Source organism: Rhodanobacter sp. UC4452_H20 (genome assembly GCF_052978205.1).
This window is the reverse complement of the sequence record NZ_CM129662.1, coordinates 2,704,011-2,728,318: the sequence shown is the minus strand read 5'-3', so window position 1 is coordinate 2,728,318 and position 24,308 is coordinate 2,704,011. Positions and strand designations below refer to the sequence as shown.

Genomic DNA, 24,308 nt, shown 5'->3' with positions numbered 1-24,308 from the left:
GTCAGGGATGCCTCAATCGTTGTCCGCGCCTTCCAGCGAGTTCTCCAGCACCTTGCCGGTCTTTGCGTCGACGCCGACCTCGTGCGTCGCCTTGGCGGAGCTGATGTCGAACGAGTAGCGCAGGCCGCTGCCGCCGGGCTCCTGCTCCAGCTCCTCCTTGACGATCTTGCCGGGATACGCCTTCAGGGCGATGTCGCGGGCATGACTCATGTCGATCTTCGCCTGCGTCTTGAGATTCGCCGGCGGGGTGGCTTGCGCCGGCAGGGTGGCGCTGGCCGCCAGCAGGGCCAGCGCGAGGGAAACAACCAGTACGTTGCGCATGTTCATTCCTTCAGTCATGGGGGAATGACAGCGTCGCCGAACAAGCTTCGTGGACGCTTAGGGATGCTCTGATCTATTCCACGCACCCGGCATGACGTCCAGAAGGCCCGCAGGGTGTGTTGCGTGGCGCAGGGCAGACTGGCCGTCCGTTCAAGCTACGCGGCGCAGCCTGCGGGCCTTCTGGACGTCACCCCATCTTTTGATTCAATGCGTCGGGGCCGCACTGTATGCGCGCAGCGATTCGCCCCAGCGTCTAGACAGACGGCCAGTCTGCCGTCGCCGCTGCGACAAACCGCTGCGCGCATACAGCGCGGTGACGGGTACGCGGATTAGATCAGGGCATCCCTGGTGCCGGCCGGATGCGGCGGTGTTCCTGCTCAACCCGGCAGTCGCCATCTTCCGCGAGGCCGATGCGGAGGGATGCCCGTGCTGCCGGCCTTCGAGGTGCTCGCGGCGGTCAGCAGATGCACGAAGCGGGCCGCGATCACGCCGGTGCTGAAGCGCTCGCGGACGAAGGCCTCGGCCGCCACGCCCATCGGCTGCCGGCGCGACGGGTCGCACATCGCCACGATGGCGGCACGCCACGCTTCGACGTCGCCGGGCGGCAGCAGCACGCCGGTGACGCCCGGCTGCAGCGTTTCCGGAATGCCGCCGATGTCGCTGGCCAGCACCGGCAGGCCGGCGGCCTGCGCCTCCACCGAGACGCGCCCGAAGGTTTCCGGGGCGATGGACGGAAAGGCCAGCATCGACATGGCGCTGTAGTACGGGTGGATGTCGTTGACCCAGCCCGGGAAATGGTGGCGGTTGCCCAGCGGATGCGCGGCGGCGCGCTCGCGCAGCGCCTGTGCATCCGGGCCGTCGCCCAGCCACAGGCAATGCAGTCGCGGCTGCTGCGCCATCGCCGCGGTGGCGGCGTCGAACAGGGTGAAGATGCCCTTGCCCCGCTGCATCCGGCCGCAGTAGCCGAGCACGACGGGGTCGCCGAAGATGTCCAGGCTGCGCAGGATCGCGCTGCGCTGCACCGGGTCGTGCCGGCACAGCGCCATGTTCACCGGGTTGTACAGCACCTGCACCAGGCCGGGCGGCACGCCGCGTTGGAGATAGGCGCGGCGTGCGTGGCGGGACACCGCGAAGAAGCGGTGCGCCAGCCGCGGCAGCAGCCAGGCCGAGACGCGCTTCATCGGTGGCACGCGGTGGCGGAACAGCACGACCGGGATGCGCAGCAGCCGGCCGATCACGATCAGCGGCCAGTACTCCTTGCCGAAGTTGCCGACCAGCCAGTGCGGCCGCAGCTGCCGCGCCGCGCGCAGCACCGCGGCGAAGCCGCGCAGGTCCAGCGCATTGCGGAACGTGGCGCGGTGCAGTTGCACGGCGGTGTCGGCAAGCTGCTGTTCGATCAGTCCGTCGGCGGCCGTGACCACGCCGACCTCGTGGCCGGCCTCGGCCAGCGCCTGCGCCAGCGCGACGAAATGGGTGGCCGCGCCGGTATGCTCCGGGTTGGTGCCGACCAGCAGGAATTTCATGCGCGGCGATCCTCGTAGCCGGTCAGCACGCGCGCCGCGAACTGCGGCAGCAGGTGGTGCCGCGCCACCTGTATCCGCGGCAGTCGCCACAGGTCGGCGCCGGCCACGGCGCGCCCGCGGCGCGTGGTGGTGGCCGCCGCGTAGCCGGCTTCGCGGGCCACCGCGACCACGCGCTCGTCGAGGTCGCCGTAGGGGTAGCAGAACTGGGTCACCGCGCAGCCGAGGCGATCCTCCAGGTCGGCCTTGCAGCCGTGGATCTCGCCGTGCAGGACGGCGTCCGTACATTGGCTGAGCCGCGGATGGCTGCGCGTGTGCGCGCCGATCTCCATGCCGGCGTCGTTCCAGCGGCGCATGTCCGCGGCGGACATCAGCGGCTTGCGGATGCCGAGCCGTTCGGCGTCCCACGTGTTGAAGCGGCCGATGCTGCCGCTGACCATGTAGATCGTGGCGCTGAAGCCGAACGACTGCAGCACCGGCAGCGCCGCGTCGAGGTTGTCGACGTAGCCGTCGTCCAGCGTGATGGCGACGACCCGTCCGCGGCGTTCGCCGCGCAGGTACGGCAATGCCGCCGACATCGACAGGCCGGCGTATCCCAGCTGCTGCAGCAGCCACATCTGCCGCGCGAATCTGGCCGGGCTGACATACAGGCTGCGGTAGCTGCGCAAGCCTGCGGGGGTTGCCGCGATGTTGTGATACATGAGCACGGGCACGATCTGGCCGCCCGCCTTTCCCGCCTTGTCCATGCCTGTTCCGCCGCACCCGGGTTTGCCCGCCACCGGCACGCATCGGCCGGGGTCATCGGCCGGCATTCTCCGGGCGGCCGGCTTTCAGCCGGCTTACGGAGGCGCAGGCTGGCGTTTCAGTGTCGTGACGGGCGCTTCGCTCAGTCGTTGCGCGGGATGCTCACGTGCACGCGCAGGCCGTGGCCGAACGGCGAATCGAGCAGCTCGATGCTGGCGCCGTGCAGCTCGGCGGCGCGCTGCACGATCGACAGGCCGAGACCGTAGCCTTCGCCGCGGCTGCTCGATTCGCGGTGGAAGCGGGCGAACACGGCGGCGCGCCGTTCGGGCGGGATGCCGGGGCCATCGTCGGCCACGTCGATGGTGGTGGTGACCACGCCCTGCGCAATCGACAACTGCACCTGGCCGCCGGCCGGCACGTGGCGCATGGCGTTCTCGATCAGGTTGCGCAGCAGCGCGGCCAGCGCGGCCTCGTGGCCTTGCACCTGCAGCGGGTGGTCGTCGTGGCTGAAGCCCAGCTCGGCGCCGCTTTCGGCGATCACCGGAGCCAGCTCCTCGATCACGTCGCTGGCCACGCGCACCAGGTCGACCGGCTGGCGCTGCTCCAGCGCGGTGCCGGATTCCAGCCGCGCCAGCGCCAGCAACTGCTCGACGCGCCGCGCCAGCGCGGCCACGTTGTGGCGCGCGCCGGCCAGGCTGGCCTCCGCTTCGGCGGGATCGCGGGTGGCCATTGCGCTCTCGATGTTGAGCATGATCGAGGCCAGCGGCGTGCGCAGCTCGTGCGCCACGTCGGCGCTGAAGCGATGCTCGCGCTCCAGTGCATCGGCGAGGCGCTGCAGTTGCCCGTTCAACGCGTCGAGCACGGGCTGCAGTTCCAGCGGCGCCCGCTCCAGCACGATCGCCTCGCGGCTGCCCAGCTTGCGCGAGGCCAGTGCGCCGGTCAGCGACTGCAGCGGGCGCAGGCCGCGCCGCACCGCCCAGCCGACCAGCAGGCCGAGCAGCGGCAGGCCGATCAGCAGCGGCAGGGCATGGTCGAACCACAGCGCGCGCAGGATGTCGTGGCGGCTGTCGTAGCGCTCGCCGGTGCGGATCACCAGGCCATCGCGCGGGTCGGACAGGGTGAACAGGCGCCAGCGGTAGCCGTCGGCGCGGATGTCGCGGTATTCGCCGTCGCCGGCTTGCGGCGCGGGCAGCGCGGCGAGGTTGGTGGTGGCCATCACCAGGCGGCCGGCGCGGTCGAATACCTGGAAGCCGACCTCGGACTCGAACGTGTGGCCGCGCCGGCGCATGGCCTGCACCGCGGGCGCCTCGATCGGTACCAACTGGCCATGCTGGCCGTGGCCGCGCAACACGTCGGGGCCTTCCTGGCCGAGGATCACCTGCAGCGTGCGGGCCGACTGCGCCAGCCGGCCGTCGGACAATTCGTTCATCTCCTGCATGATGCGCCGGAAGCTGAGCACCGCCAGCGGCAGCAGCACCGCCAGCATCACGCCGATGATCAGCCAGCGCAGCCGGCCGCGCAGGCTGGGCTGGCTCATTCGGGCTCCCGCGGGATCATGTAGCCGAAGCCGCGCACGGTGCGCACGGTGTCGTAGCCGAGTTTCTTGCGCAGCATATGCACCAGCACCTCCAGCGCGTTGTCGCCGACCACGGTGTCCAGACCATACAGCGAGTTCACCAGGCTTTCGCGGCGCACCAGCTTGCCGGCGCGTTCCAGCAGGATCTGCAGCAGAGCGAACTCGCGCCGGGTCAGTTCGATCGCCTCACCGCGACAGGTCACCTGCGAGGTGCCCAGGTCCAGCGCCAGCGCGCCGACCTCGATGCGGTTGACCGCCAGGCCCTGCGCGCGCCGGTTCAGCGAGCGGATGCGCGCGCACAGCTCGTCGAGGTGGAACGGCTTGATCAGATAATCGTCGGCGCCGGCATCGAGTCCGTGCACGCGCGCCTGCAGGCCGTCGCGCGCGGTCATCACGATCACCGGCGTGGTGACGTGGCTGCGGCGCGCCTCGACCAGCACGTCGAGGCCGTCCTTGCCGGGCAGGCCGAGGTCGAGCAGCACCAGGTCGGCGGTTTCGTCGCGCAGCGCGATGAGCGCCTCGCGGCCGTCGCGCAGCCAGCTCACCGTATAGGCGAGGCGTTCCAGCGCGCGCTGGATGGCGGCGCCGAGCTGGGCGTCGTCCTCGACCAGGATGATGTGCACGAACAGGCTCCGGTGTGGCGGCGGCCCGGCGGATTATCCGTGTGCCGGCTTAAGAAGTGCTTATGGCGCAGTCGACACGTCAAGAGCCGGTGGCTGCGCGGTCCGCGCGGAGGCGCTCGACCGGGTGCCGCCGGCAATCAGTCGGGCCCGGCCGGGCGCAACAGCTCGTCCAGCGGCTGCGCCTTGCCGAACAGCCAGCCCTGGGCAAACGCCACGCCGTGCTGACGCAGGAACTCGGCCTGGGCGTGGGTCTCCACCCCTTCGCTGATCAGCGTGAGCTTGAGCGAGCGCGCCATCGCGATGATGTGCAGCACCACTTCGCTGGTGACCGACCCGGTGCCGATGGCGTCGACGAAGATCTTGTCGATCTTCAGGCAATCGGCGCGCAGCTGGGTCAATTGCGACAGGCCGGAAAAGCCGGTGCCGAAGTCGTCGATCGCCACCCGGATGCCCAGCGCATGGATGCGCGCGATCGTGCGGTTGGCGCTGGCCGGGTCGACGAAGGAGCTCTCGGTCACCTCCACCACGATGTTGTGCACGCCGATGCCGGGCGTGGTCAGCAGGCGCTGCAGGTGCTCGACGACTGCGCCGGATAGCAGGTCGCTCGGCGCCAGGTTGACGCTGATGTAGCAGCCCGGATATCGGCTGAAGAAGCGTGGCCCGTCGATGGCGACGCGGGCGAGCACGTATTCGGTGAAGCGGGCGGTCAGTCCGCAGTCGGCCGCGGCCTGCACGAACAGCGCCGGGCGCATGCCGATCTGCTTGTTGGCGGGCCAGCGCAAGAGTGCCTCGGCCCCGGCTATCGTGTTGGAGCCCAGCTCGACGATCGGCTGGTAGTACAGCACGAACTCCTGCCGGTTCAGCGCCGCCCGCAGCAACGCGGGCAGCGACGCACGCTGGCGCGCGAACATGACGATCGCGCCGACCAACGCCGCGCCCAGTGCCAGCCCGACGGGAAGCAGCAACAGGGCGAGCTCGCGCAGGCGGGAGCTCAGGTAGGCACGCGGAATCGCCGCGTAGGCGCCCACGTCGAAGCGTTCCGATCCCTGGATCGCCACCAGGTAGCCGCCGTCGTAGAAGATCGCGCGGGCCGCCTTGCCGTGCTGCTCCAGCCATGCCGGGTCGAAGTGGCCGTCACGGGCCCAGACCTTGCCGGCGCTGCGCCCGAACACGCCCTGCGCAAGGCCCGGCACGGAAGGCGTTTCGACCAGCAGGTTGTCCGGGTGAACCGCGGTGGCGTAATGGTCGCCGCTGAGCACCACGAACGGACGGCTGCCGTCGATGGAAACCCCGAAGTGCACCCGCGTGCCCTTCGGGCTCACGTACGCCGGTGGCCCCATCTGCAGGCCGTCGGCCTGCGGGCCGATGGCCGAGCAGGTGATGCGATCGCCGGAGACGTAGCCGGCCGCCTGCACGTAGTCGTAATCCAGCAGAATCCGGCGCAACTGCGCGCGTTTGGCCTCGGAGCACGTGCCGGAGGGATTCAACTCGGTCAACCGCTGATAGGCGGCCGCGGACTGTTCGCCCACCGCTTCCGTGCGATGGATGATGGCGCTGGCGATGTTCGATGCCTGGGCGCCGGCTTCCTCCATCGACTGGTGTCGGGCGATCAGCAGTGCCGCCACCAGCGGCAGGGCGATGGCCACGGTGCACAGCGTCAGCGCGATGGTGGTGGCAAACCGCCTTGGCATCGTTTCCCCTTGCCGCGCCCGTGTCGGGACGGCTCGTCGGAGCCTCGATGATGCACCAACGCTGCCGGCGTGCCTATCCGCTCATGCGCCGGCGGCACGCCTCAGAAGCGCAGGTGGACGAACAACGAGGGACCGTCAAGTTTCATGTCGAGGTTGGCGTGGTAGGCGTGCTTGCGCTGGTGCAGCACCACGCGGCTGTAGCCGTATTCGGCGCCGAAGCCAAGGTGTGGCCACGGCAGCCATTCCACGCCCAGCGCGGCGTTCACGATGTGGCCGCTGAGCCGGCCGCCGTTCTTCTTCACCCCGGCGGCGTCGGCATACATGCGCCACTGGTCGTTGAACGCATGGCGCCAGCCGAGCTGCAGCATCGGTGCCCAGGCGCCGTCGCTGGTGCCGGAGGAGACCTGCCCGACCGGCTCGCCGTTGACGCTGGCCTCGCCGCTGATGGCGGCGTGCACGCGGTAGTAGGCGCCGCCCAGGCCCAGCCCGAACACGTCGTTGCCGTGGCCGAACCACCAGCGCCAGGAGGCGCTGCCGAAATCGAAGTTCAACTTGCCGCGCACCGTGGCGGCGGCCTCGTAGTCGTTGCCGGCGTAGCTGATCGAGCGCGCCAGGCTCTGGCTGCGCGAGCGGTTGACGCTGTAGTAGTCGAGCGAGAAACCCTGGCTGTCGCCGACCAGGAAATCCAGTCGCGCGCGCGGCACGCGCTTGCGGTCGTTGAAGCCGAGATCGTTCTCCAGACTGAAGTTGCCGCCGTACCGGCCGCCCGGATCGCTGGCGCCGAGCGTGGTGTCGACGTGCGCGTCGTAGCCGCCCAGCCACAGGCTGACGCGATCGAGTGCAGGTGACTGCTGCGCGCCGGCGAGCCCGCTGCCCAGCGCCAGCGGCAGGAGGGCGGCGAGGCGCAGCGCATGACGGGGCCGACGAAGAGGTGGACAGGTCATCGATCATGTCTCCGGATGGGTGCGAGGCAACGCATGCGCGCGGCCATCCCGGGATTCCACGGGTGATGGTACGAACAGGTGGTGTGCAAGCGCCGTGCAGGGCCGTTGCCGCTTGCGCGCGGCGAACGATAGAATCGGGCGAGGAGTCCGGACGGTTCTGGCCGCCACGCTCCCAGCCCAGAGGTGAGTGCATGCGGGTGATCGCGACGATGGCCTGCCATGCCGCGCGCCTGCATGACAGCTGGTTCGAGGCGGTAGCCGTGCGTGATGCACCCGGGCGCCGGTCCGGTGACGGGCGACACCGACGATCTTTCCATCGAACGCAGTGAGCGATGCCCGACAACCTCATCCCAGGCGCCATCCTCTGCCTGCCTTTCGCGGCGGCGGCGGCGACGTGGCTGATGCGCGAGCGCGGGCACAATAGCGCCGCCTGGCTGATGACCGGCGCCGCGCTGCTCGGCCTGGCACTTTCGTTGTGGCTGGCCCCGGCGATCCTCGCCGGCGAGGTGCTGCGCCAGACCATCCCATGGGCACCGTCGCTGGGTCTGGACCTGGTGCTGCGAGTGGACGGCTTCAGCTGGCTGATGCTGCTGCTGATCTGCGGCATCGGCGCGCTGGTGGGCGTGTACGCGCGCTACTACATGTCGCCGGACGATCCGCTGGCGCGCTTCTTCGCGCTGCTGCTGGCGTTCATGGGTTCGATGCTGGGCATCGTGATGTCCGGCAACGTGATCCAGCTGGTGTTCTTCTGGGAGCTGACCAGCCTGTTCTCGTTCCTGCTGATCGGCTACTGGCACCACGGCGCATCCGCGCGCGATGGCGCGCGGATGGCGCTGATCGTCACCTCCGGCGGCGGCTTCTGCCTGCTCGCCGGCATGCTGCTGCTGGGGCACATCGCGGGCAGCTATGGACTGGACGCGATCCTCGCTGCGGGCGAGGCGGTGCGCGCGCACCCGTGGTACACGCCGACCCTGCTGCTGATCCTGCTCGGCGCGTTCACCAAGAGCGCGCAGTTCCCGTTCCACTTCTGGCTGCCGCAGGCGATGTCTGCGCCCACGCCGGCCTCGGCCTACCTGCATTCGGCGACGATGGTGAAGGCCGGCGTGTTCCTGCTGGTGCGCTTCTGGCCGGTGCTGGGCGGCACCGACCAGTGGTACTGGATCGTCGGGGGCGTGGGCCTGGTCACGTTGATCCTGGGCGCCTACGCGGCGATGTTCGAGCAGGACCTGAAAGGCGTGCTGGCCTATTCGACGATCAGCCACCTGGGCCTGATCACCATGCTGGTGGGGCTGGGCAGCACGCTGGGCGTGGTGGCGGCGATCTTCCACATCGTCAACCACGCCACCTTCAAGTCCTCGCTGTTCATGGCCGCTGGCGCGGTCGACCACGAGGCCGGCACGCGCGACCTGCGCAGGCTCGGCGGCCTGTACCGGGTGATGCCGGTCACCGCCACGCTGGCGCTGGTGGCCGGCGCGGCGATGGCCGGGGTGCCGTTGTTGAACGGTTTCCTCTCCAAGGAGATGTTTTTCGCCGAGACGCTGGCAGTGCGCCAGGGGCCGCTGCTGGACGCGATCTCGGTGGTGATCGCGGTGGCCGCCAGCGCATTCGGCGTGACCTACTCGATCCGCTTCGTGCGCGGCGTGTTCTTCGGCCGCATGCCTGCCGACCTGCCGCGCGAACCGCATGAGCCGCCGCTGTGGATGCGCTTGCCGATCGGCTTCCTCGCGCTGGCCTGCCTGCTGGTGGGCGTGCTGCCGGGGCGGGTGATCGGACCCACCTTGCACGCGGCGGCCGGCGCGGTGCTCGGCGCGGAGATGCCGGCGTACAGCCTGGCGGTGTGGCACGGCCTGACCACGCCGCTGCTGATGAGCGTATTCGCCTTCGCCGCCGGCTGCCTGCTGTTCGCCAGCCTGCGCCGTCGCTTCGATGCCATCGAGACGGCGCCGCTGACCAGCCGCTTCAGCGGCAAGCGGCTGTTCGAGCGTGCGCTGGCGCTGTTCGCGGCGGACTGGCCGCAGCGCATCGAGCGGCTCTATCCGAGCCGGCGGCTGCAGTCGCAGTTGCTGTGGATCGTGCTGCTCGCCCTGCTGGCCGGCGGACTGGCGGCAACCACGGCACCGCTGGATTTTCGCCCGCACTGGTCCAGCATCGATCCGGCGTTCGCGCTGCTGTGGCTGCTCGGCGCGGCCTGCGCGATCGGCGCGGCAACCCAGGCCAAGTTCCATCGCCTCGCCGCGCTGGTGCTCACCGGCGGCGCGGGGCTGGTGTCGTGCGTGAGCTTCGTGTGGCTGTCCGCGCCTGACCTGGCGGCGACCCAGCTGCTGGTGGAGGTGGTCACCACGATCCTGATCCTGCTCGGCCTGCGCTGGCTGCCCAAGCGCATTGCCGGGTTCACGCCCGAGGGGCGGCGCCAGCGCTTCCGTCGCCGCCGCGACATCGTGATCGCGCTGGCGGTGGGCGTCGGCGTGGCCAGCCTGGCCTACGCCGCGATGATGCATCCGGTGGCCGATTCGATCTCGCGCTTCTTCCTCGAACAGGCGTACACCGAGGGCGGCGGCCACAACGTGGTCAACGTGATCCTGGTCGACTTCCGCGGCTTCGACACGCTGGGCGAGATCAGCGTGCTGGCGATCGTGGCGCTGACCGTGTTCGCCTTGCTGCGCCGTTTCCGCCCGGCCGCCGAAAGCATCCACGTACCGGAGCAACAGCGCCAGCAGACGGCGCTGGAGGCGGATGAACCCGGGCGCGCGGCGGACCATTCGCTGACCGACTACCTGATGATCCCCGGCCTGATCATCCAGTTGATGGCGCCGGTGATCCTGCTGTTCGGGCTGCACCTGTTCCTGCGCGGGCACGACCTGCCGGGCGGCGGCTTCGTCGCCGGGATCACCGTGGCGGTGGCGCTGATCCTGCTGTACATGGCGCGCGGCGCGCGCTGGGTGGAGTCGCGCCTGCGCGTGCTGCCGCTGCGCTGGATCGGCGCCGGGCTGCTGCTGGCCTTGTTCACGGGCTTAGGCTCGCTGGTATTTGGACGTCCATTCCTGACCAGTCATTTTCAGTACCTGGCGCTGCCGCTGTTCGGCCGCGTGCCGCTGGCGACGGCGCTGCTGTTCGACCTTGGCGTGTTCGCCACGGTGGTGGGCGCGACCATCCTGATGCTGATCGCGCTGGCGCACCAGTCGCTGCGGCGTCCGCGCCAGGTGTCGGCCGCCGCCGCGGAAGGGGAGGGCTGATGGAACTGGTGCTGGCCGCCGCGATCGGGATTCTCGCTGCCTCCGGCGTGTGGCTGCTGCTGCGTCCGCGGAGCTTCCAGGTGATCATCGGGCTGACCCTGATCTCCTATGCCGTGAACCTCTTCATCTTCTCCATCGGCGGCCTGCGCACCGGCGCCGATCCGGTGCTGCACGAGGTGGCCGGCAACGTCGCGCAGTACACCGACCCGCTGCCGCAGGCGCTGGTGCTCACCGCGATCGTGATCGGTTTCGCCACCACCGCGCTGTTCCTGGTGGTGCTGCTGACCTCGCGCGGGCTGACCGGCAACGATCACGTCGACGGCGAGGACGGCACGCCGTGAGCCAGCACCTGGTCGTCGCGCCGATCCTGCTGCCGCTGCTCATTGCCGCGCTGCAGCTGCTGGTGGGCGAGAAGCGCCGGCGCACGGCGCTGGCGCTGAGCATCGCCTCGTGCGTGGCGCTGGTGCTGCTGGCCGCCGCGCTGCTGCTGGAGGTGTCCGCCGACGGCGCGCTGGCGGCGGTCTACCGCATCGGCGACTGGCCGGCGCGCTTCGGCATCGTGCTGGTGGCGGACCGGCTTTCCGCGCTGATGGTGCTGCTCACCAGCGTGCTGGCGCTGGGGTTGCTGCCGTATGCGCTGGGTCGCTGGCAGCATCGCGGCGGCCATTTCCAGCCGCTGCTGCAGTTCCTGCTGATGGGCCTGAACGGCGCCTTCCTCACCGGCGACCTGTTCAATCTTTTCGTGTTCTTCGAAGTGCTGCTGGCGGCGTCCTACGGCCTGGCGCTGCACGGCTCCGGTGCGCGGCGGGTCAGCGCGGGGCTGCATTACATCGCGGTCAACCTGACTGCCTCGATGCTGTTCCTGCTCGGCGTCAGCCTGATCTTCGGCGTCACCGGCACGCTCAACATGGCGGCGCTGGCTGAGCTGATCCCGCACGTGCCGGAGCGCACCCGCGCGCTGCTGCATGCGGGCGCGGCGCTGCTCGGCGTGGCGTTCCTGATCAAGACCGCGATGTGGCCGCTCGGCTTCTGGCTGCCGCGCACCTACGCGGCCGCGGCGCCGGCGGTGGCCGCGATGTTCGCGCTGATGACCAAGCTCGGCATCTACGTGCTGCTGCGCCTCGGCCTGCTGCTGTTCGGCGCTGGCGCCGGGCCCGCCTCGGCGCATTTCGGCAGCGCGTGGATGCTGTGGGGCGGCATGGCCACGCTGGTGGCCGGCACCATCGGCATGCTGGGCGCGCGCGACCTCGGCAAGCTGGCCGGCTACAACGTGGTGGTCTCCGCCGGCACCCTGCTCGGCGCGATCGGCCTGCAGCAGAGCGCGGTGACCGCCGGCGCGCTGGCCTACCTGGTGATCTCCACCCTGGCGATCGCCGCGTTCTTCCTGATTGCCGGCCTGCTCGCCTCCGACGGCGACGACGACACCGACGACACGCTGAGCCTGGAACCGTACGAGCAGCCCGGCGAAACCCCCGCGAACGAAAGCCTGTACGCGCAGGAGGACGAGAGCCGCGTGGTGATCCCGGCGCCGATCGCGATGCTGGGCCTGAGCTTCTCGGCCTGCGCGGTGCTGCTGGCGGGGCTGCCGCCGCTGTCCGGTTTCCTGGCCAAGTTCGCCCTGCTGGCGCCGATGCTCGATGACGCCGGGCGCGGCGCGCAGCTGCTGTTCGCGCTGGTCGTGGCGGCCGGTTTCTGCACCGTGACCGCGCTGTGCCGCGCCGGCATCCAGATCTTCTGGGTCGAGCCGGAGCGGATCTTTCCGAAGGTGCGCCTCACCGAGAGCGTCTCCGTCGCGCTGCTGCTGGGGCTGTGCCTGCTGCTGACGGTCTGGCCCGAGCGGCCGCTGCACTATTTGCGCGACACCGCCGCGCAGCTGCATGCGCCGGGCAACTACATCCACGCCGTGCTGCCGGGCGCCGAGGTCGCACCATGATCCGCCGCTGGCTGCCGCATCCGCTGCTGTCCGCGCTGCTGGCGCTGATCTGGCTGATCTTCAACCAGAGCGTGTCGCCCGGCACCGTGCTGCTCGGCATCGTGCTCGGCATCGTGCTGGGCCGGATGCTCGACCTGCTGGACCCGCCCAAGGCGCGGCTGCGCAACTATCCGTTGCTGCTGCGCCTGTTCGTGCGCGTGGTGCTGGACATCGTGCGCTCCAACCTCGCGGTGGCGCGCATCGTGCTGTTCAACAAGCGCCCGTTGCACTCGGGTTTCGTGGCGATCCCGCTGGAGTTGACCGACCATTACGGCCTGGCCGTGCTGTCGTGCATCATCACCTCCACCCCCGGCACGATCTGGGTCAGCTACGACTCCGACGCCAACATCCTGCTGATCCACGTGCTGGACCTGGTCGACGAGGCCGGCTGGATCGACTCGATCAAGCAGCGCTACGAACGCCCTCTGCTGGAGGTTTTCCAATGAGCCACGAACTGCTCGACGTGTCGATCCGCGCGGCGCAGATCCTGCTGCTGCTGGCGATGGCCTTCTCGCTGATCCGCATGGTGCGCGGCCCGCGCGCGCAGGACCGCGTGGTGGCGCTGGACGCCCTGTACGTCAACGCGATGATCCTGCTGCTGACCATCGGCATCCGCAGCGGCAGCATGCTCTACGTCGAGGCCGGCCTGATCATCGCCCTGCTCGGCTTCGCCAGCACGGTGGCGCTGTCGAAATTCCTGATGCGCGGGCAGGTGATCGAATGAGCCATCTCGACGCCCTGCCGCCATGGGCAGCCATCATCGTCGCCGTGCTGATGCTGCTCGGCGCGCTGTTCGCCTTCGTCGGCTCGCTCGGCCTGCTGCGCCTGAAGAACTTCTACCAGCGCGTGCACGCACCCACGCTGGGCACCACGCTGGGCACGTTCTTCATGCTGGCCGCCTCGATCACCTGCTTCTCGGTGCTGCACGGCCGGCCGATCTTCAATGAAGTGCTGATCGGCGTGTTCCTCACCCTGACCACCCCGATCACCCTGATGCTGCTGGTGCGCGCCGCGCTGTACCGCGACCGCGAGGAAGGTTCGCAGGACGTGCCGCAGCCGACGCGAGAGGACTGACCGCGCGCGAGCCGCAACGCGGCGTGGCCGATGCGAACGTGCCGGCCCCGCGATCCGATGCCGCGGCGAACCGCTTGCAGCATCCGCTCGAACACCACCTGTCGTTTGGCCTCGTCACGCGCGATCCTGCGTGTGACGAGGCACGCCATGGTCATGCATGCAATCGTTTTTCGAGATCGGGCACCGGAACGAACACGAAGGCCTTTCCTTCGCGGGATTGGCGCAGGAACCCTTCGGCCACCAGGGCAAGCAGGTCGGCCCTGGCGGTCTGGTATGACGTGCCGTGGCTTCTACGGTGCATTTCGATGGTGAAGACCTTTCCCGGGTTCTTGAGGGCGTTCAGAAGGAGCGCTCTTTGCCTGTGGTTGATCCGGTGAGCCAACGGGCTGCCGGGTTTGAGCAGCGCCGCGGCGGCTGCCTGCTCATTCTGTTTTCGGGTGATGTAGCGATGAACGCCGTCGATGGCTTCGAGAATGGCGGTCAGCTGGTGAGCCACGAAATAGGTGGTGTCTCCCTCATCAGTCTCCGTGTACAGGTATGACCGCATGTATTGGGCGGGCGCCCGTTTCAGGATGCTCGATATCGACAGATACTCCGCCATCCAGAAACCCGATCTCAGCAGCGACCAGTAGAACAACGTCCTGGCGGTCCGGCCATTTCCGTCGACGAACGGATGGTCGTAGCCGATCTGGAAGTGGATCAGGATCGCCCTGACCACCGGATGCACGAAGTGCTCGCCGTCGTCCGACTGGTTGGCGAAGTCGCAAAGGGACTGCAGGCGCTGCTCGAGCTCCCGTGCCGGTGGAGGCACGTGGAGAACGCGACCGGTCTCGTCCTCGATGACGATGTCTTCCGAGGGCAACCGGAACCTTCCCGCGCATCCCTCGTCCTCGAGCGTTCCGTCGGTCAGTTTGCGGTGGATCTCGAAAACCGCCGCAGGGGTCAGCGGCCGCTGCCTCCATGCTTTCAGTTCGCGCATGGCCAGGTAGTTGTTGTAGATCATGCGTTCGCCGTAATCACGCGGCTCCCGCCCACTGCGAAGCATGTCTTTTGCGACTTGGGTGGTCGTGGCAGCTCCCTCAAGCTGCGACGAAGTCATCGCTTCTTCCATCAGGGATCGAACGAGGTAATGTTCGCGGGTGACTTCTGATTGAGATGCCTCCTGGCCACGAAGCGCGCCAGCGGCATCACGGCCAATCAGGAACAGGTTTCGCTGGATGCTGTCACTCAGAACGACGGTGAATGGGTTGCCCGCCTTGTCCTTCAACGGCATTTCCTGGCGCAACCCGCGGCGCGCCATCTTGATTCCCAGCCACCATTCTTCAGGCGTCAGGTTCTCGGGTGGCGTGAGATGGCGCAGCTGATCCCAGTGCTCGTATCGTCCCTTGACCTCGGGGCCAAGCTTGGCGAGAAGTATCTTGCGGACGTCGGAACGCTCGAACAGGTCGCCGAGCGCCGGGGGTGGCATGGGGAGTTTCATGGGGCACCTGTCAATTTGCTACTAATTGATAGCGTAATTAGTAGCAAATTGACAGTGCCATGCGCCGGCTTCGCGACGGGCCGCCCGTACGCCATGAACCCGGAGCGGGCGGTACCTCCTCCACCCGCAATATGTACGAGCCCACGCTTGTGGTGTGCAGACCCGATAGCCGACGAGGGTGGTGGTGATCAGCCTGCTTGGGCGGCGGCTGCCATCGGGGCCGGGCACCTGGGCGCCGAAGGCCGGCTGGCCTTTGGTGTGCGTGACACCAGTTCGAACTGCCGGCCCGCGCTGTACCGCGACCGCGAGGAAGGCTCGCTGGAGGTGCCGCAGCCGACGCGAGAGGGCTGAACGCGGCAGGGCCGATGCGAAGCTGGCCCTGCCGCGAACCGGCGCGGCGATTACAGCGTGCGCTCGAACTCCTTCACCTGGCGCTGCGCCTCGTCGCGGGCGATGCCGTAACGCTCCTGCACCTTGCCCACCAGGTATTCGGTGTTGCCCTCGGCACGGGTCAGGTCGTCGTCGGTCAGGTCGCCCCACTTGGCCTTGATCTTGCCGGTGAGCTGTTTCCAGTTGCCTTGGATGCGGTCGTTGTTCATGTGTGTCGACTCCGTGTTGGGGACTCGCGGCGGGGGCTTCCGGGGGAAACCCTCCCGCGCCACCCACTCTCCGGAATCCGTGTGAGCGGCGGGTCGTCAGTTCGTGTAGAGGGGGCGGGGGCGTTCATGATGGGCAGGTCGCGGGTGCGCCTGCCGCGCCGGATCAGCGTTTGCCGAATGCGCTGTCGGCATCGTCCTCGAGCGCGGCGATCACGGCGGCGGTGTCCTGGTCCAGCACCGGCGCGGCAAACGGCGCCGGTCCCGGCGTGCGGCCGAAGCGGATCGACTGGGCGACGCCGCGGTAACGGCCCACCAGCGGGTGCTCGAAGGTGTCGATGATGCCCTGCGATTGCACTTGGGGGTGGTCGAACATGTCCTCGATCCGGCGCGCGGCGGCGCACGGTACCTCGTCGCCGAACAGGTCCTCCCATTCCAGCGCGCTGCGCGCGGCGAGCGCCGCGTGCTCCGGCCGTGCACCGGGCACGAACAGCTTGCTACGCATCGGCTTGCCCGCCTGTCGCCATCCTCGTCATGAGCGGCAGTGTGCGGCATGGCACGACGGCAATCGAGCCGATGCGCCATGTTCAAAAGATAGTTTTTCTATCGAACCGGCGGCGGTGGCGCAGCAGCGAGGCGCTGTAGATGCGGCGGGTTTCCCGATGCGCTGACGCTCGGTGCGCGCCTGCCCGGGCGGGGTGCCGAATGTCGTGAAATGGGCCCACCAGGACTCGAACCTGGAACCAAGGGATTATGAGTCCCCTGCTCTAACCATTGAGCTATAGGCCCGCGAGCGTGGGAGTTTACCGTAGGGCGCGGCGCGCCCACGAGGCCGGACCTTCGCCGGAACGAAGAAGCCCCGCGTCGGCGGGGCTTCCTGGCAGGCGCGGCGGGTTGTCCGGTCATTGTCTGGCTTGCTGGGGCACCTTGCGCACCTTGTCCATCGGGTAGCCCAGCGCCTGCACCCGCGCCAGCAGCGCGTCGTAGTCGGCCTGCGCGATGGTCGGCGTGCGCGCCATCACCCACATGTAGTCGCGCGCATCGCGGGCCACGATGACCTGGCTGTAGTCGTCCTTCAGCCAGGCCACGATGTACTGCGCCTTCAGCGGCCAGAATACCTGCACGCCCCACACCGCGTTGCCGGTGCCGGGCTTGACGAAGCCGGTGGAGTGGATCTCCTTGCGTTCGCCGTCGAAGCTGCCGTTGCGGAAGTGGAACGAGGTGGCGACGTTGCCATCGGGCCTCAGCGTGTAGACCTCGACCGCGTTGTACGCGTTCTTCTCGAAGCGGGTGGGGATGGTGGCGATCACGTACCAGTCGCCCATGAAGCGGGGCAGGTCGACATGGGCCACCGGCGTGATCGGCGGCAGCTCCCTGGCGAAAGTGTTGACGTTGAACAGCATGAGGCAGGCCAGCAAAAAGGTCGTCAGGATTCTCATGGCGTCTCCGCGGCGATCGAGGGGCGGGTGTCGACCGCGGGGCGCACGAAGCGGTAGTGCGCGACCAGCCACTGCTGGCCGTCGGCGTAGCCGAACAGCTCGGCGCAGGACATCCAGAACATGCGCCAGCGCTGGAACCACAGCGGCGCGGCCTTGCTGCCGTAGGCTTGCGCCAGTACCTTCATCACCTCGTCGTGGTGCGCATCCTGGTTGGCCAGCCAGTGGTTGGCGGTGCGCTGGTAGTGCGTGCCGTCGACATGCCAGCGCTGCTCGATGTGCAGCGCGGACTGGAACCACAGCAAGGTGTCCGACGCCGGCATCAGCCCGCCGGTGAAGAAGTGCCGGCCCATCCAGTTGTCGTCGCCCTCGGTCTCGAACGGATACATCGCCGTGCGGTGCGCGAAGATGTGCACGAACAGCTTGCCGCCGGGTTTCAGCCAGCCGGCGATGCGGTTCAGCAGCGTCTCGTAGTTGCGCATGTGCTCGAACATCTCGATCGACACGCAGCGGTCGAACTGCGTCGGATCGAGTTGCAGCGCGTTGACGTCGCAGGTGATCACCTGCACGTTGAACAGGCCACGTCGGCGGCATTGCGCCTCGATGTGCTGGCGCTGCGGGGCGGAGTTGGATACCGCGGTGATCCGCGCGCTCGGAAAATGCTCGGCCATCCACAGGGTCAGCGAGCCCCAGCCGCAGCCCAGTTCCAGTATCGACTGGCCATCGGCGAGCTGGGCGCGTTCGCCGTACAGCTTGAGCATCGCTTCCTCGGCCTGGTCCAGCGACTCGTCGCCGCGCGGGTAGTAGCAGGACGAATACTTCAGGCGCTTGCCCAGGCAGAGTTCGAAGAACGCCGGCGGCAGCTCGTAGTGCTGCGCGTTGGCCGCGTCGGTGTGGATCGCCACCGGGCTGTGGCGCAGCATCTCGATGCGCTGTGCATATCGCTCGGCCTGCGCGTCCAGGCCGCCGGCCTGTTCCTCGCGCAGGCGTTGCGCACACAGTCGGCGGATGCCCTGGCGCAACAGCGCGTCGGGGATGCGGCCGCGTTCGGCCATGCCCAGCAGGCCTGGCGCCGGGCGCTCGCTGGCCAGTTCGGTGGAAGCGGGGGTGGTCATCGCGGGGTCCTCCTGGGGAACCATGGAATAAGCATCGCCGTGGTGCGCTGGTAGTCGCGGTAATCCTCGCCGCGCGTGCGCAGCGCCTGTGCCTCGGTGTATGGCACGCCGCTGATCCAGCGCAGGAACACGTACATGACTACCGGCCCGGACCACGCCAGCCAGCCGATCGGCGAACCGATCGCCAGGCAGACGTAGGCGAACCAGTGCAGCCATTCGAAGAAGTAGTTCGGGTGGCGCGAATACCGCCACAGGCCATCGCGGCAGGTCTTGCCACGGTTGGCCGGGTCGTTGCGGAAGCGCGCCAGTTGCGCATCGGCGAGCGACTCGCCCAGCACGCCCAGCAGCCAGATGGCAACGGCCGCGGCCAGCCACGGCGCGGACGCCTGCGGGTTGCGCGCGACCGCCGCGAACGGCAGCGCGAACAACACGATCAGGAAGGCCTGGAACTGGAAGAAGGCGAAGAACTTCCACTGCGCGCCCTGCCAGTGCGCGCGCAGGTTGCGATAGCGACCGTCCTCCGCTTCGCCACGCACGCGCCGCCAGAGGTGCAGGGACAAGCGCAGGCCCCACGCGCCGCCGAGGCATGCCAGCATCGCGCGTGTCCACGGCGCGCCGCTGCCGGTGAGCGCCAGCAGGACGGCGCTGCCGCCCACGCCCGCCGCCCACAGCACGTCGACGATGCCCGCATTGCTGCGCCTGCGCTGCCACTGCCAGCCCAGCGTCATCATCAGCGCGGCCAGCAGCCACACGATCAGAAGTTGCCACCCGGGATTCATGCGCGGGCTCCCCGCGTTGCCGGCCGCGGCTGCGTCGAGGCGCGGCCGAGGCGCGCCAGCCACGCCAGCGCCGGTGTCGCCAGCGCCCAGCCGAGCGCCAGTGTTAGCAGCGCGCGCCACGTCGGTTCGGCAAACGTCACCACCTGCCAGCCGCGCGCCGCACCCAGATAGGCCAGCGGACCGCCGACCAGCCCCAGCAGCGCCGCCAGCCACAGCCGCGTCTGCAGGTAGCGCAGGGACTGGCTGAAGGTCAGCGCGAAGGTCACCCACAGCGCGAGAATCCACGCCGGTGCCAGCGCCGGGTTCGGCCAGCCGGCCGCGTAATCGGCCAGCCCGCTCCGACTGAGCGTGCCGTCCAGCAGGAAACCCATCACCAGCCCGGCGGCCATCAGGGCGAGATCGACGCGGAGGTTGCGGGCGCAGGCCAGCTGCACCAGCGCGTAGACCAGCATGCCGAGCACGCCCGGCCACGCCAGCCCGTGACCTGCGCCGATCACCGCGGCAAACCACACGGCCTGGTAGCCGATCAGGCTGAGCCAGAAACTCATGCCGGCCGGCCCGGCGACGATGCGGCAGGGCGATGACCCGGCTTGGCCATCAACAGGTGCGCCACGCCGATCGAGCGTTCGCGGAAGCCGCCTTCGCAATACGCCAGGTAGAACTCCCACAGGCGCACGAAACGTTCGTCGAAGCCCTGCGCGCGCACTTGCGGCAGGCGGGCCATGAAGCGCTCGCGCCATGCCTTGAGCGTCTGCGCGTACGAACTGCCGAAGTCCTCCAGCCGGATCAGGCTCAGGTCGCTGGCGCGGGTCTTGGCCGCGAGCAGTGCGCTGATCGAGGGGATGAAGCTGCCGGGAAACACGTGGCGCTTGATGAAGTCGACCGACCTCAACGCCTGCGCGTAGCGGTGGTCCTCGATGGTGATCGCCTGCACCAGCGCCAGGCCCTCCGGCTTCAGCAGGCGGCCGAGCTTGCCGAAATAGACGTCCAGATACGGGGCGCCGATCGCCTCGACCATCTCGATCGAGACCAGCTTGTCGTACTGGCCGTCGAGGTCGCGGTAATCTTCCAGCAGCACGGTGACGTGTCCCTGCATGCCGGCTTCGGCGACGCGCTGGCTGGCCAGCGCATGCTGCTCGCGCGAGATCGTGGTGGTGGTGACATGGCAGCCGTAGTGCTGCGCCGCGTACAGCGCGAAGCCGCCCCAGCCGGTGCCGATCTCGATCACCCGGTCGGCGGGCTGGAGGTCGAGCTGGCGGCAGATCCGCTCCAGCTTCCGTGCGGAAGCGGTTTCCAGCGTGTCGGCCGGGTCGCTCCAGATCGCCGAGGAGTACATCAGGTCCGCCGAGAGGAACAGGCTGAAGAAATCGTTGCCCAAGTCATAGTGCGCGGCGATGTTGCGGCGGCTGCCGTCGCGGGTGTTGCGACGCAGCGCGTGCCACAGCCGCATCGCCATGCCGCCGAGCCGGGCCACGCCGCTCTCCATCCCGTCGAGCAGGTCGCGGTTGCGCACCAGCAGCTGGATCAGGCCGACCAGGTTGTCGCAGCGCCACTGGCCGTCCATGTACGACTCGCCGGCGCCGACGCTGCCATGGCGCGCCACTGCGCGGTAGAAGCCCGGGTCCAGCACCTGCAGGTGGATCTGCAGCGTGGGCTGCGCACTGGCGGGTTCACCCAGCTCGGCCGTGCCGCAGGCGTCGCTCAGCACCAGCCGGCCGTGGCGCAGGCCGCGCATCCGCTCGAGCAGTTGCCGGCGCAGGAAGCGATCGAGCCCGCCGAATGCGGCGTCGTCGCGGGTACGGGTGCTGGCGATATCGTTCATGGCAAACCTCGGGAGCGTTCGTTTCAGTCGGCAGGGCGCGCGGGCGGCGCCGGATGGTCGTGCACCGGATTGCGCTTCAGCCACAGCCGCAGTGCATGCCAGTGGATCGCGCCGACCACCTGGGCGGTCATCAGCGGATAGCGCCAGAGCACGCGCGCCAGCGACGCGCCGGTCAGCGGCAGGCGCCGCAGGTTCAGCGTGGCGTCGAACGTGCGCCGGCCTTCGCGCATCACGTTCATGTGCACGCGCAGGTCCTCGGCCGGCACGGTGAAGCGCCAGTCGTAGGTGCAGTCCATCGGCATGAAGGGCGACACGTGGAAGGTCTTGGCAAAGTTCCAGTGCAGTGCGCGGCCATGCACCTGTGCGTCCTCGACCGGCAGCACATAGGCGTGGCGCTGCTTCCACGGCGTGTTGGTGATTTCGGCCAGCACCGCCAGCAGGGTTTCGCCATCCTCGGCGAAGCAGTAGTAGAAGCTGACCGGGTTGAACACCATGCCGGCGTAACGCAGGTGGGTGAGCAGGCGGATCGGACCGCTCGGCCGCGTGCCGGTGGCTTGCTCCACCCGCTGGCGCACCGCATCGGTCAGCGACAGGGTCGCCGGTCCCAGGTAGTCGCTGCGGCGGAACTGCGCCAGGTTGCGATGCGTGGTCGACCACAGCCAGCGCTCGGCGAATATCCGCTCGACCTCGTCCAGGTCCAGGTACAGCTGGGCCATGCGATAGCTGAACGCGTGTGCGTGCGGCTCATGCCGACGGTGGCGCACCACGCCTTCGTACACGGCGCTGGCCAATCGCAGCTTCGAGCTGGCCGGTTTCGTCGTCACGCCATCAGCTCCGCCTGGTGCGGAGTGGGCGTCGCCACCGGCGCATGGTCCGGTGGCCAATGCACGCCGAGCGACGCAGCCACCTCGACCGCGCTGCGCATGCCGTCCTCGTGGAAACCCCAGCCCCAGTACGCGCCGGCAAACCAGGTGCGGCGCCAGCCCTGGATTTCGGCCTTGCGCGCCTGCGCCTGCACCGAGGCGCGGGTGTAAACCGGATGGTGGTAGCGCATGCGCGCCAGGACCTTGGCCGGGTCGATTGCCTCGCTGCGATTCAGGCTGACCACGAAGGGCTCAGGCGAGGCGATGCCCTGCAGCAGGTTCATGCAGTAGCTGACCGTGCACGGCGCGGCGGGATCGCGCGGCAGCCACGCATTCCAGGCCGCCCACGCCTTGCGCCGGCGCGGCAGCACGCTGGCGTCGGTGTGCAGCACGGTGTCGTTGGCCTGGTAGGTCATCGCGCCCAGGATCGAATGCTCGCGCTCGTTCGCGTCGCCCAGCAGGCGCAGCGCCTGGTCGCTGTGGCAGGCCAGCACCAGCTGGTCGAAATGCTCCACGCCCGCCGCGCTGCACACCTCGACGCCGCCGGCGTGGCGCAGGATCGAATGCACCGGGCAGTGCAGCCGCTCGCGCACCGGCCAGTGCGCGCGCAACGCCGCCACGTAGGTCGACGAGCCGCCCTTCACCACGCGCCACTGCGGACGTCCGGCCAGTTGCAGCATCTGGTGGTTGGCCATGAACTGCACCAGGTAGCGCGCGGGAAACTGCAGGATCTGCGTGGGCGGCGACGACCACAGTGCCGAGGCCATCGGAATCAGATGTTCGTCGCGGAACGCGGTGCCGTAACCGTGCTGCAGCAGGTAATCGCCGAGGCTGGTCGTGTCCTCGGGCGTGAGCAACAGCGCGGGTGCCTCGCGGTAGAAGCGGGCGAGGTCGCGCACCATGCCGAGGAAGCGCGGCGACAGCAGGTTGCGGCGCTGGCAGAACAGCGTGTCCAGCGTGGTGGCGTTGTACTCCAGCCCGCTGGCCTCGCTGTGCACCGAAAAGCTCATCGTGGTCGGCTGCGAGGCCACGCCCAGCTGCGCGAACATCCGCGTCAGCAGCGGATAGTGCGCCGGGTTGTGCACGATGAAGCCGCTGTCGATGCGGTAGCTTTTTCCGGCCTGCTCCACCTCGTGCGTATGGGTGTGCCCGCCGAAATAGTCATTGGCCTCGAACAGCGTCACCTCATGCTTGCGCGACAGCAGCCACGCCGATGCCAGCCCCGCGATGCCCGACCCGACCACGGCGATGCGCATCGCTCAGCTCCCCGCCCTGGCCAGCACCCACGCCGGCACCGGTTTCAGCCCGCGCACCAGGCCCAGCATCGCCATCAGCTTCAGTCCGTACCAGGTCACGTCGACTTCCCACCAGCGGAAGCCCTGGCGACTGGAGCCGGGGAAGAAGTGGTGGTTGTTGTGCCAGCCTTCGCCGAACGTCAGCAGCGCCAGCCACAGGTTGTTGCGGCTGTCGTCCTTTGTCGCGTAACGACGACGGCCGAAGCGATGCGCCAGCGAGTTGATCGTCACCGTGGCGTGGAACAACACGATGGTGGACACGAAGAAACCCCACACCAGCATCTGCCCGCCACTGGTGCCCAGCTGCGGCGCCACGTGTTGCAGCAACGCGCCCAGCCCGTACATCGCCATGGCCAGCAGCAGCGGCACCGCGATGTCGAACCGATCCAGCCAGCGCAGCTCCGGATACTTCGCCAGGTCCGGTACGCGCGCCAGGTCGGTGCGGAAATTGCGCGGGGTCAGGAACCAGCCGACATGGCTCCACAGGAAGCCGTGCACGCGCGGCGAATGCGGATCGGCCGGCGTGTCCGCAACCCGGTGGTGCTGCCGGTGATGCGCCGCCCACCACAGCGGTCCGCGTTGCACGCAGGACGCACCGATCAGCGCAAACACGAACTGCACTGCGCGCGAGGTCTGGAACGTGCGATGCGAGAAATAGCGGTGATAGAACCCGGTCAGCGCGAACATGCGCAGCATGTAGAGCGCGCCCGCCACGCCCAACGCGACCGGCGACACGCCGACCCGGATCACCCCGAGGCAGGCAAGGTGCATCGCGACGAACGGTGCCGCGCGCAGCCAGTCGATCCGGTCCTCGCGGCTCTCGTCGATCTCCACCACGGTGCTGGTGTCGAACCAGCGACGCAGCGTGCGGGCCGCCCAGGAGCGCTCCGCGACCGCAACGGGGCCACCGGCAGGTGCCTGGAGGGGCGAAGGCGTTGCAGGCGATGTCGATCGGGCGGCCATCAGGGAAACATCCGGTGAGCGGTTCAATGACACATACGGCGCGAATGGCGCCGCGGATGCATGCGGATGCGAAGCCGTCGTTCGCGCCACCTCGCGGCGGCGTGTGCTGTTCAGTGCCGATCTCGCCTTGCCGGCGACGGGCGACGCGCAGGCAGCGAGCATCAAGATCTTCGTGGCCGTGCCGATACCGCATTGCGCAACGAGTGAAAAATCGCAAAAGGGGTCACCAATCGAGTCGTTGCCGCATCCATGCAGGACACG

General features: G+C 68.8%; 24 protein-coding genes and 1 tRNA gene. 6 read left to right on the top strand and 19 right to left on the bottom strand.

Annotated elements, in window-relative coordinates; genetic code table 11:
- Positions 1 to 12: 12 nt before the first annotated feature.
- The 7 genes from ACVCMC_RS12835 to ACVCMC_RS12805 all read right to left on the bottom strand — a co-directional run bounded on the left by ACVCMC_RS12835 (position 13) and on the right by ACVCMC_RS12805 (position 7,419).
- On the bottom strand, positions 13 to 321 hold the full coding sequence (locus ACVCMC_RS12835; RefSeq protein WP_395120943.1) for a PepSY domain-containing protein: 309 nt from the start codon (positions 319 to 321) through the stop codon (positions 13 to 15).
- A gap of 377 nt (positions 322 to 698) precedes the next feature.
- Entirely contained in the window at positions 699 to 1,844 is a 1,146-nt protein-coding gene (locus tag ACVCMC_RS12830) for a glycosyltransferase family 4 protein (protein ID WP_395120944.1), read from the bottom strand.
- Positions 1,841 to 2,587: a polysaccharide deacetylase family protein gene (locus ACVCMC_RS12825; RefSeq protein ID WP_447097556.1), complete on the bottom strand. Its 747-nt coding sequence runs from the start codon at positions 2,585 to 2,587 to the stop codon at positions 1,841 to 1,843. Before ACVCMC_RS12825 ends, ACVCMC_RS12830 begins: the two co-directional genes overlap by 4 nt.
- A gap of 140 nt (positions 2,588 to 2,727) precedes the next feature.
- Positions 2,728 to 4,122, bottom strand: a complete 1,395-nt coding sequence (locus ACVCMC_RS12820) for a sensor histidine kinase (protein WP_447097555.1) — start codon at positions 4,120 to 4,122, stop codon at positions 2,728 to 2,730.
- Positions 4,119 to 4,784 carry a response regulator gene (locus tag ACVCMC_RS12815; RefSeq protein ID WP_395120949.1) on the bottom strand — a complete coding sequence of 222 codons (666 nt, stop codon included), beginning with the start codon at positions 4,782 to 4,784 and terminating at the stop codon, positions 4,119 to 4,121. Before ACVCMC_RS12815 ends, ACVCMC_RS12820 begins: the two co-directional genes overlap by 4 nt.
- A gap of 137 nt (positions 4,785 to 4,921) precedes the next feature.
- Positions 4,922 to 6,475: an EAL domain-containing protein gene (locus ACVCMC_RS12810; RefSeq protein ID WP_395120950.1), complete on the bottom strand. Its 1,554-nt coding sequence runs from the start codon at positions 6,473 to 6,475 to the stop codon at positions 4,922 to 4,924.
- A 101-nt stretch (positions 6,476 to 6,576) separates the two neighbouring features.
- On the bottom strand, positions 6,577 to 7,419 hold the full coding sequence (locus ACVCMC_RS12805; protein WP_447097554.1) for a hypothetical protein: 843 nt from the start codon (positions 7,417 to 7,419) through the stop codon (positions 6,577 to 6,579).
- 332 nt (positions 7,420 to 7,751) lie between these two features.
- Between ACVCMC_RS12805 and ACVCMC_RS12800 the strand changes: the two genes are divergently transcribed.
- From ACVCMC_RS12800 to mnhG, 6 genes are read left to right on the top strand one after another with little or no spacing between them, the layout of a single operon-like run.
- A complete protein-coding gene (locus ACVCMC_RS12800; RefSeq protein ID WP_447097553.1) occupies positions 7,752 to 10,652 on the top strand; it encodes a monovalent cation/H+ antiporter subunit A in 2,901 nt (966 codons plus the stop codon).
- Positions 10,652 to 10,993, top strand: coding sequence for a Na+/H+ antiporter subunit C (locus tag ACVCMC_RS12795; RefSeq protein WP_395120953.1), 342 nt, complete (start codon positions 10,652 to 10,654; stop codon positions 10,991 to 10,993). The genes ACVCMC_RS12800 and ACVCMC_RS12795 overlap by 1 nt, the downstream gene beginning before the upstream one ends.
- Positions 10,990 to 12,585, top strand: coding sequence for a monovalent cation/H+ antiporter subunit D (locus tag ACVCMC_RS12790; RefSeq protein ID WP_447097552.1), 1,596 nt, complete (start codon positions 10,990 to 10,992; stop codon positions 12,583 to 12,585). The genes ACVCMC_RS12795 and ACVCMC_RS12790 overlap by 4 nt, the downstream gene beginning before the upstream one ends.
- Complete coding sequence (locus ACVCMC_RS12785; RefSeq protein ID WP_395120955.1) at positions 12,582 to 13,070, top strand: Na+/H+ antiporter subunit E; 489 nt, start codon at positions 12,582 to 12,584, stop codon at positions 13,068 to 13,070. Before ACVCMC_RS12790 ends, ACVCMC_RS12785 begins: the two co-directional genes overlap by 4 nt.
- Positions 13,067 to 13,348, top strand: coding sequence for a K+/H+ antiporter subunit F (locus tag ACVCMC_RS12780; RefSeq protein ID WP_395120956.1), 282 nt, complete (start codon positions 13,067 to 13,069; stop codon positions 13,346 to 13,348). The genes ACVCMC_RS12785 and ACVCMC_RS12780 overlap by 4 nt, the downstream gene beginning before the upstream one ends.
- Complete coding sequence (mnhG, locus tag ACVCMC_RS12775; RefSeq protein WP_447097551.1) at positions 13,345 to 13,698, top strand: monovalent cation/H(+) antiporter subunit G; 354 nt, start codon at positions 13,345 to 13,347, stop codon at positions 13,696 to 13,698. Before ACVCMC_RS12780 ends, mnhG begins: the two co-directional genes overlap by 4 nt.
- Positions 13,699 to 13,849: 151 nt before the next feature.
- On the opposite strand, the gene ACVCMC_RS12770 is transcribed toward mnhG, so the two are convergent.
- The 12 genes from ACVCMC_RS12770 to ACVCMC_RS12715 form a co-directional block, all read right to left on the bottom strand.
- Positions 13,850 to 15,178, bottom strand: coding sequence for a Fic family protein (locus ACVCMC_RS12770; RefSeq protein WP_447097550.1), 1,329 nt, complete (start codon positions 15,176 to 15,178; stop codon positions 13,850 to 13,852).
- Positions 15,179 to 15,579: 401 nt separating this feature from the next.
- On the bottom strand, positions 15,580 to 15,777 hold the full coding sequence (locus tag ACVCMC_RS12765) for a CsbD family protein (protein WP_395120959.1): 198 nt from the start codon (positions 15,775 to 15,777) through the stop codon (positions 15,580 to 15,582).
- 163 nt (positions 15,778 to 15,940) lie between these two features.
- Positions 15,941 to 16,279, bottom strand: a complete 339-nt coding sequence (locus tag ACVCMC_RS12760; RefSeq protein ID WP_447097549.1) for a CoA transferase — start codon at positions 16,277 to 16,279, stop codon at positions 15,941 to 15,943.
- Between the two features lie 211 nt (positions 16,280 to 16,490).
- Positions 16,491 to 16,563: transfer RNA gene (locus ACVCMC_RS12755), tRNA-Ile, on the bottom strand.
- Between the two features lie 113 nt (positions 16,564 to 16,676).
- Complete coding sequence (locus ACVCMC_RS12750; protein ID WP_395120968.1) at positions 16,677 to 17,213, bottom strand: lipocalin family protein; 537 nt, start codon at positions 17,211 to 17,213, stop codon at positions 16,677 to 16,679.
- Complete coding sequence (locus ACVCMC_RS12745) at positions 17,210 to 18,325, bottom strand: SAM-dependent methyltransferase (RefSeq protein WP_447097548.1); 1,116 nt, start codon at positions 18,323 to 18,325, stop codon at positions 17,210 to 17,212. Before ACVCMC_RS12745 ends, ACVCMC_RS12750 begins: the two co-directional genes overlap by 4 nt.
- A complete protein-coding gene (locus ACVCMC_RS12740; protein WP_447097547.1) occupies positions 18,322 to 19,104 on the bottom strand; it encodes a DUF1295 domain-containing protein in 783 nt (260 codons plus the stop codon). The genes ACVCMC_RS12745 and ACVCMC_RS12740 overlap by 4 nt, the downstream gene beginning before the upstream one ends.
- Entirely contained in the window at positions 19,101 to 19,652 is a 552-nt protein-coding gene (locus ACVCMC_RS12735) for a DUF2878 domain-containing protein (protein WP_447097546.1), read from the bottom strand. Before ACVCMC_RS12735 ends, ACVCMC_RS12740 begins: the two co-directional genes overlap by 4 nt.
- Positions 19,649 to 20,926 carry a class I SAM-dependent methyltransferase gene (locus ACVCMC_RS12730; protein WP_447097545.1) on the bottom strand — a complete coding sequence of 426 codons (1,278 nt, stop codon included), beginning with the start codon at positions 20,924 to 20,926 and terminating at the stop codon, positions 19,649 to 19,651. The genes ACVCMC_RS12735 and ACVCMC_RS12730 overlap by 4 nt, the downstream gene beginning before the upstream one ends.
- Before the next feature lie 23 nt (positions 20,927 to 20,949).
- Entirely contained in the window at positions 20,950 to 21,750 is an 801-nt protein-coding gene (locus tag ACVCMC_RS12725) for a DUF1365 domain-containing protein (protein ID WP_395120973.1), read from the bottom strand.
- Complete coding sequence (locus tag ACVCMC_RS12720; RefSeq protein WP_447097544.1) at positions 21,747 to 23,045, bottom strand: NAD(P)/FAD-dependent oxidoreductase; 1,299 nt, start codon at positions 23,043 to 23,045, stop codon at positions 21,747 to 21,749. Before ACVCMC_RS12720 ends, ACVCMC_RS12725 begins: the two co-directional genes overlap by 4 nt.
- Positions 23,046 to 23,048: 3 nt before the next feature.
- Positions 23,049 to 24,047, bottom strand: a complete 999-nt coding sequence (locus ACVCMC_RS12715; protein ID WP_447097543.1) for an acyl-CoA desaturase — start codon at positions 24,045 to 24,047, stop codon at positions 23,049 to 23,051.
- Positions 24,048 to 24,308 lie beyond the last annotated feature (261 nt).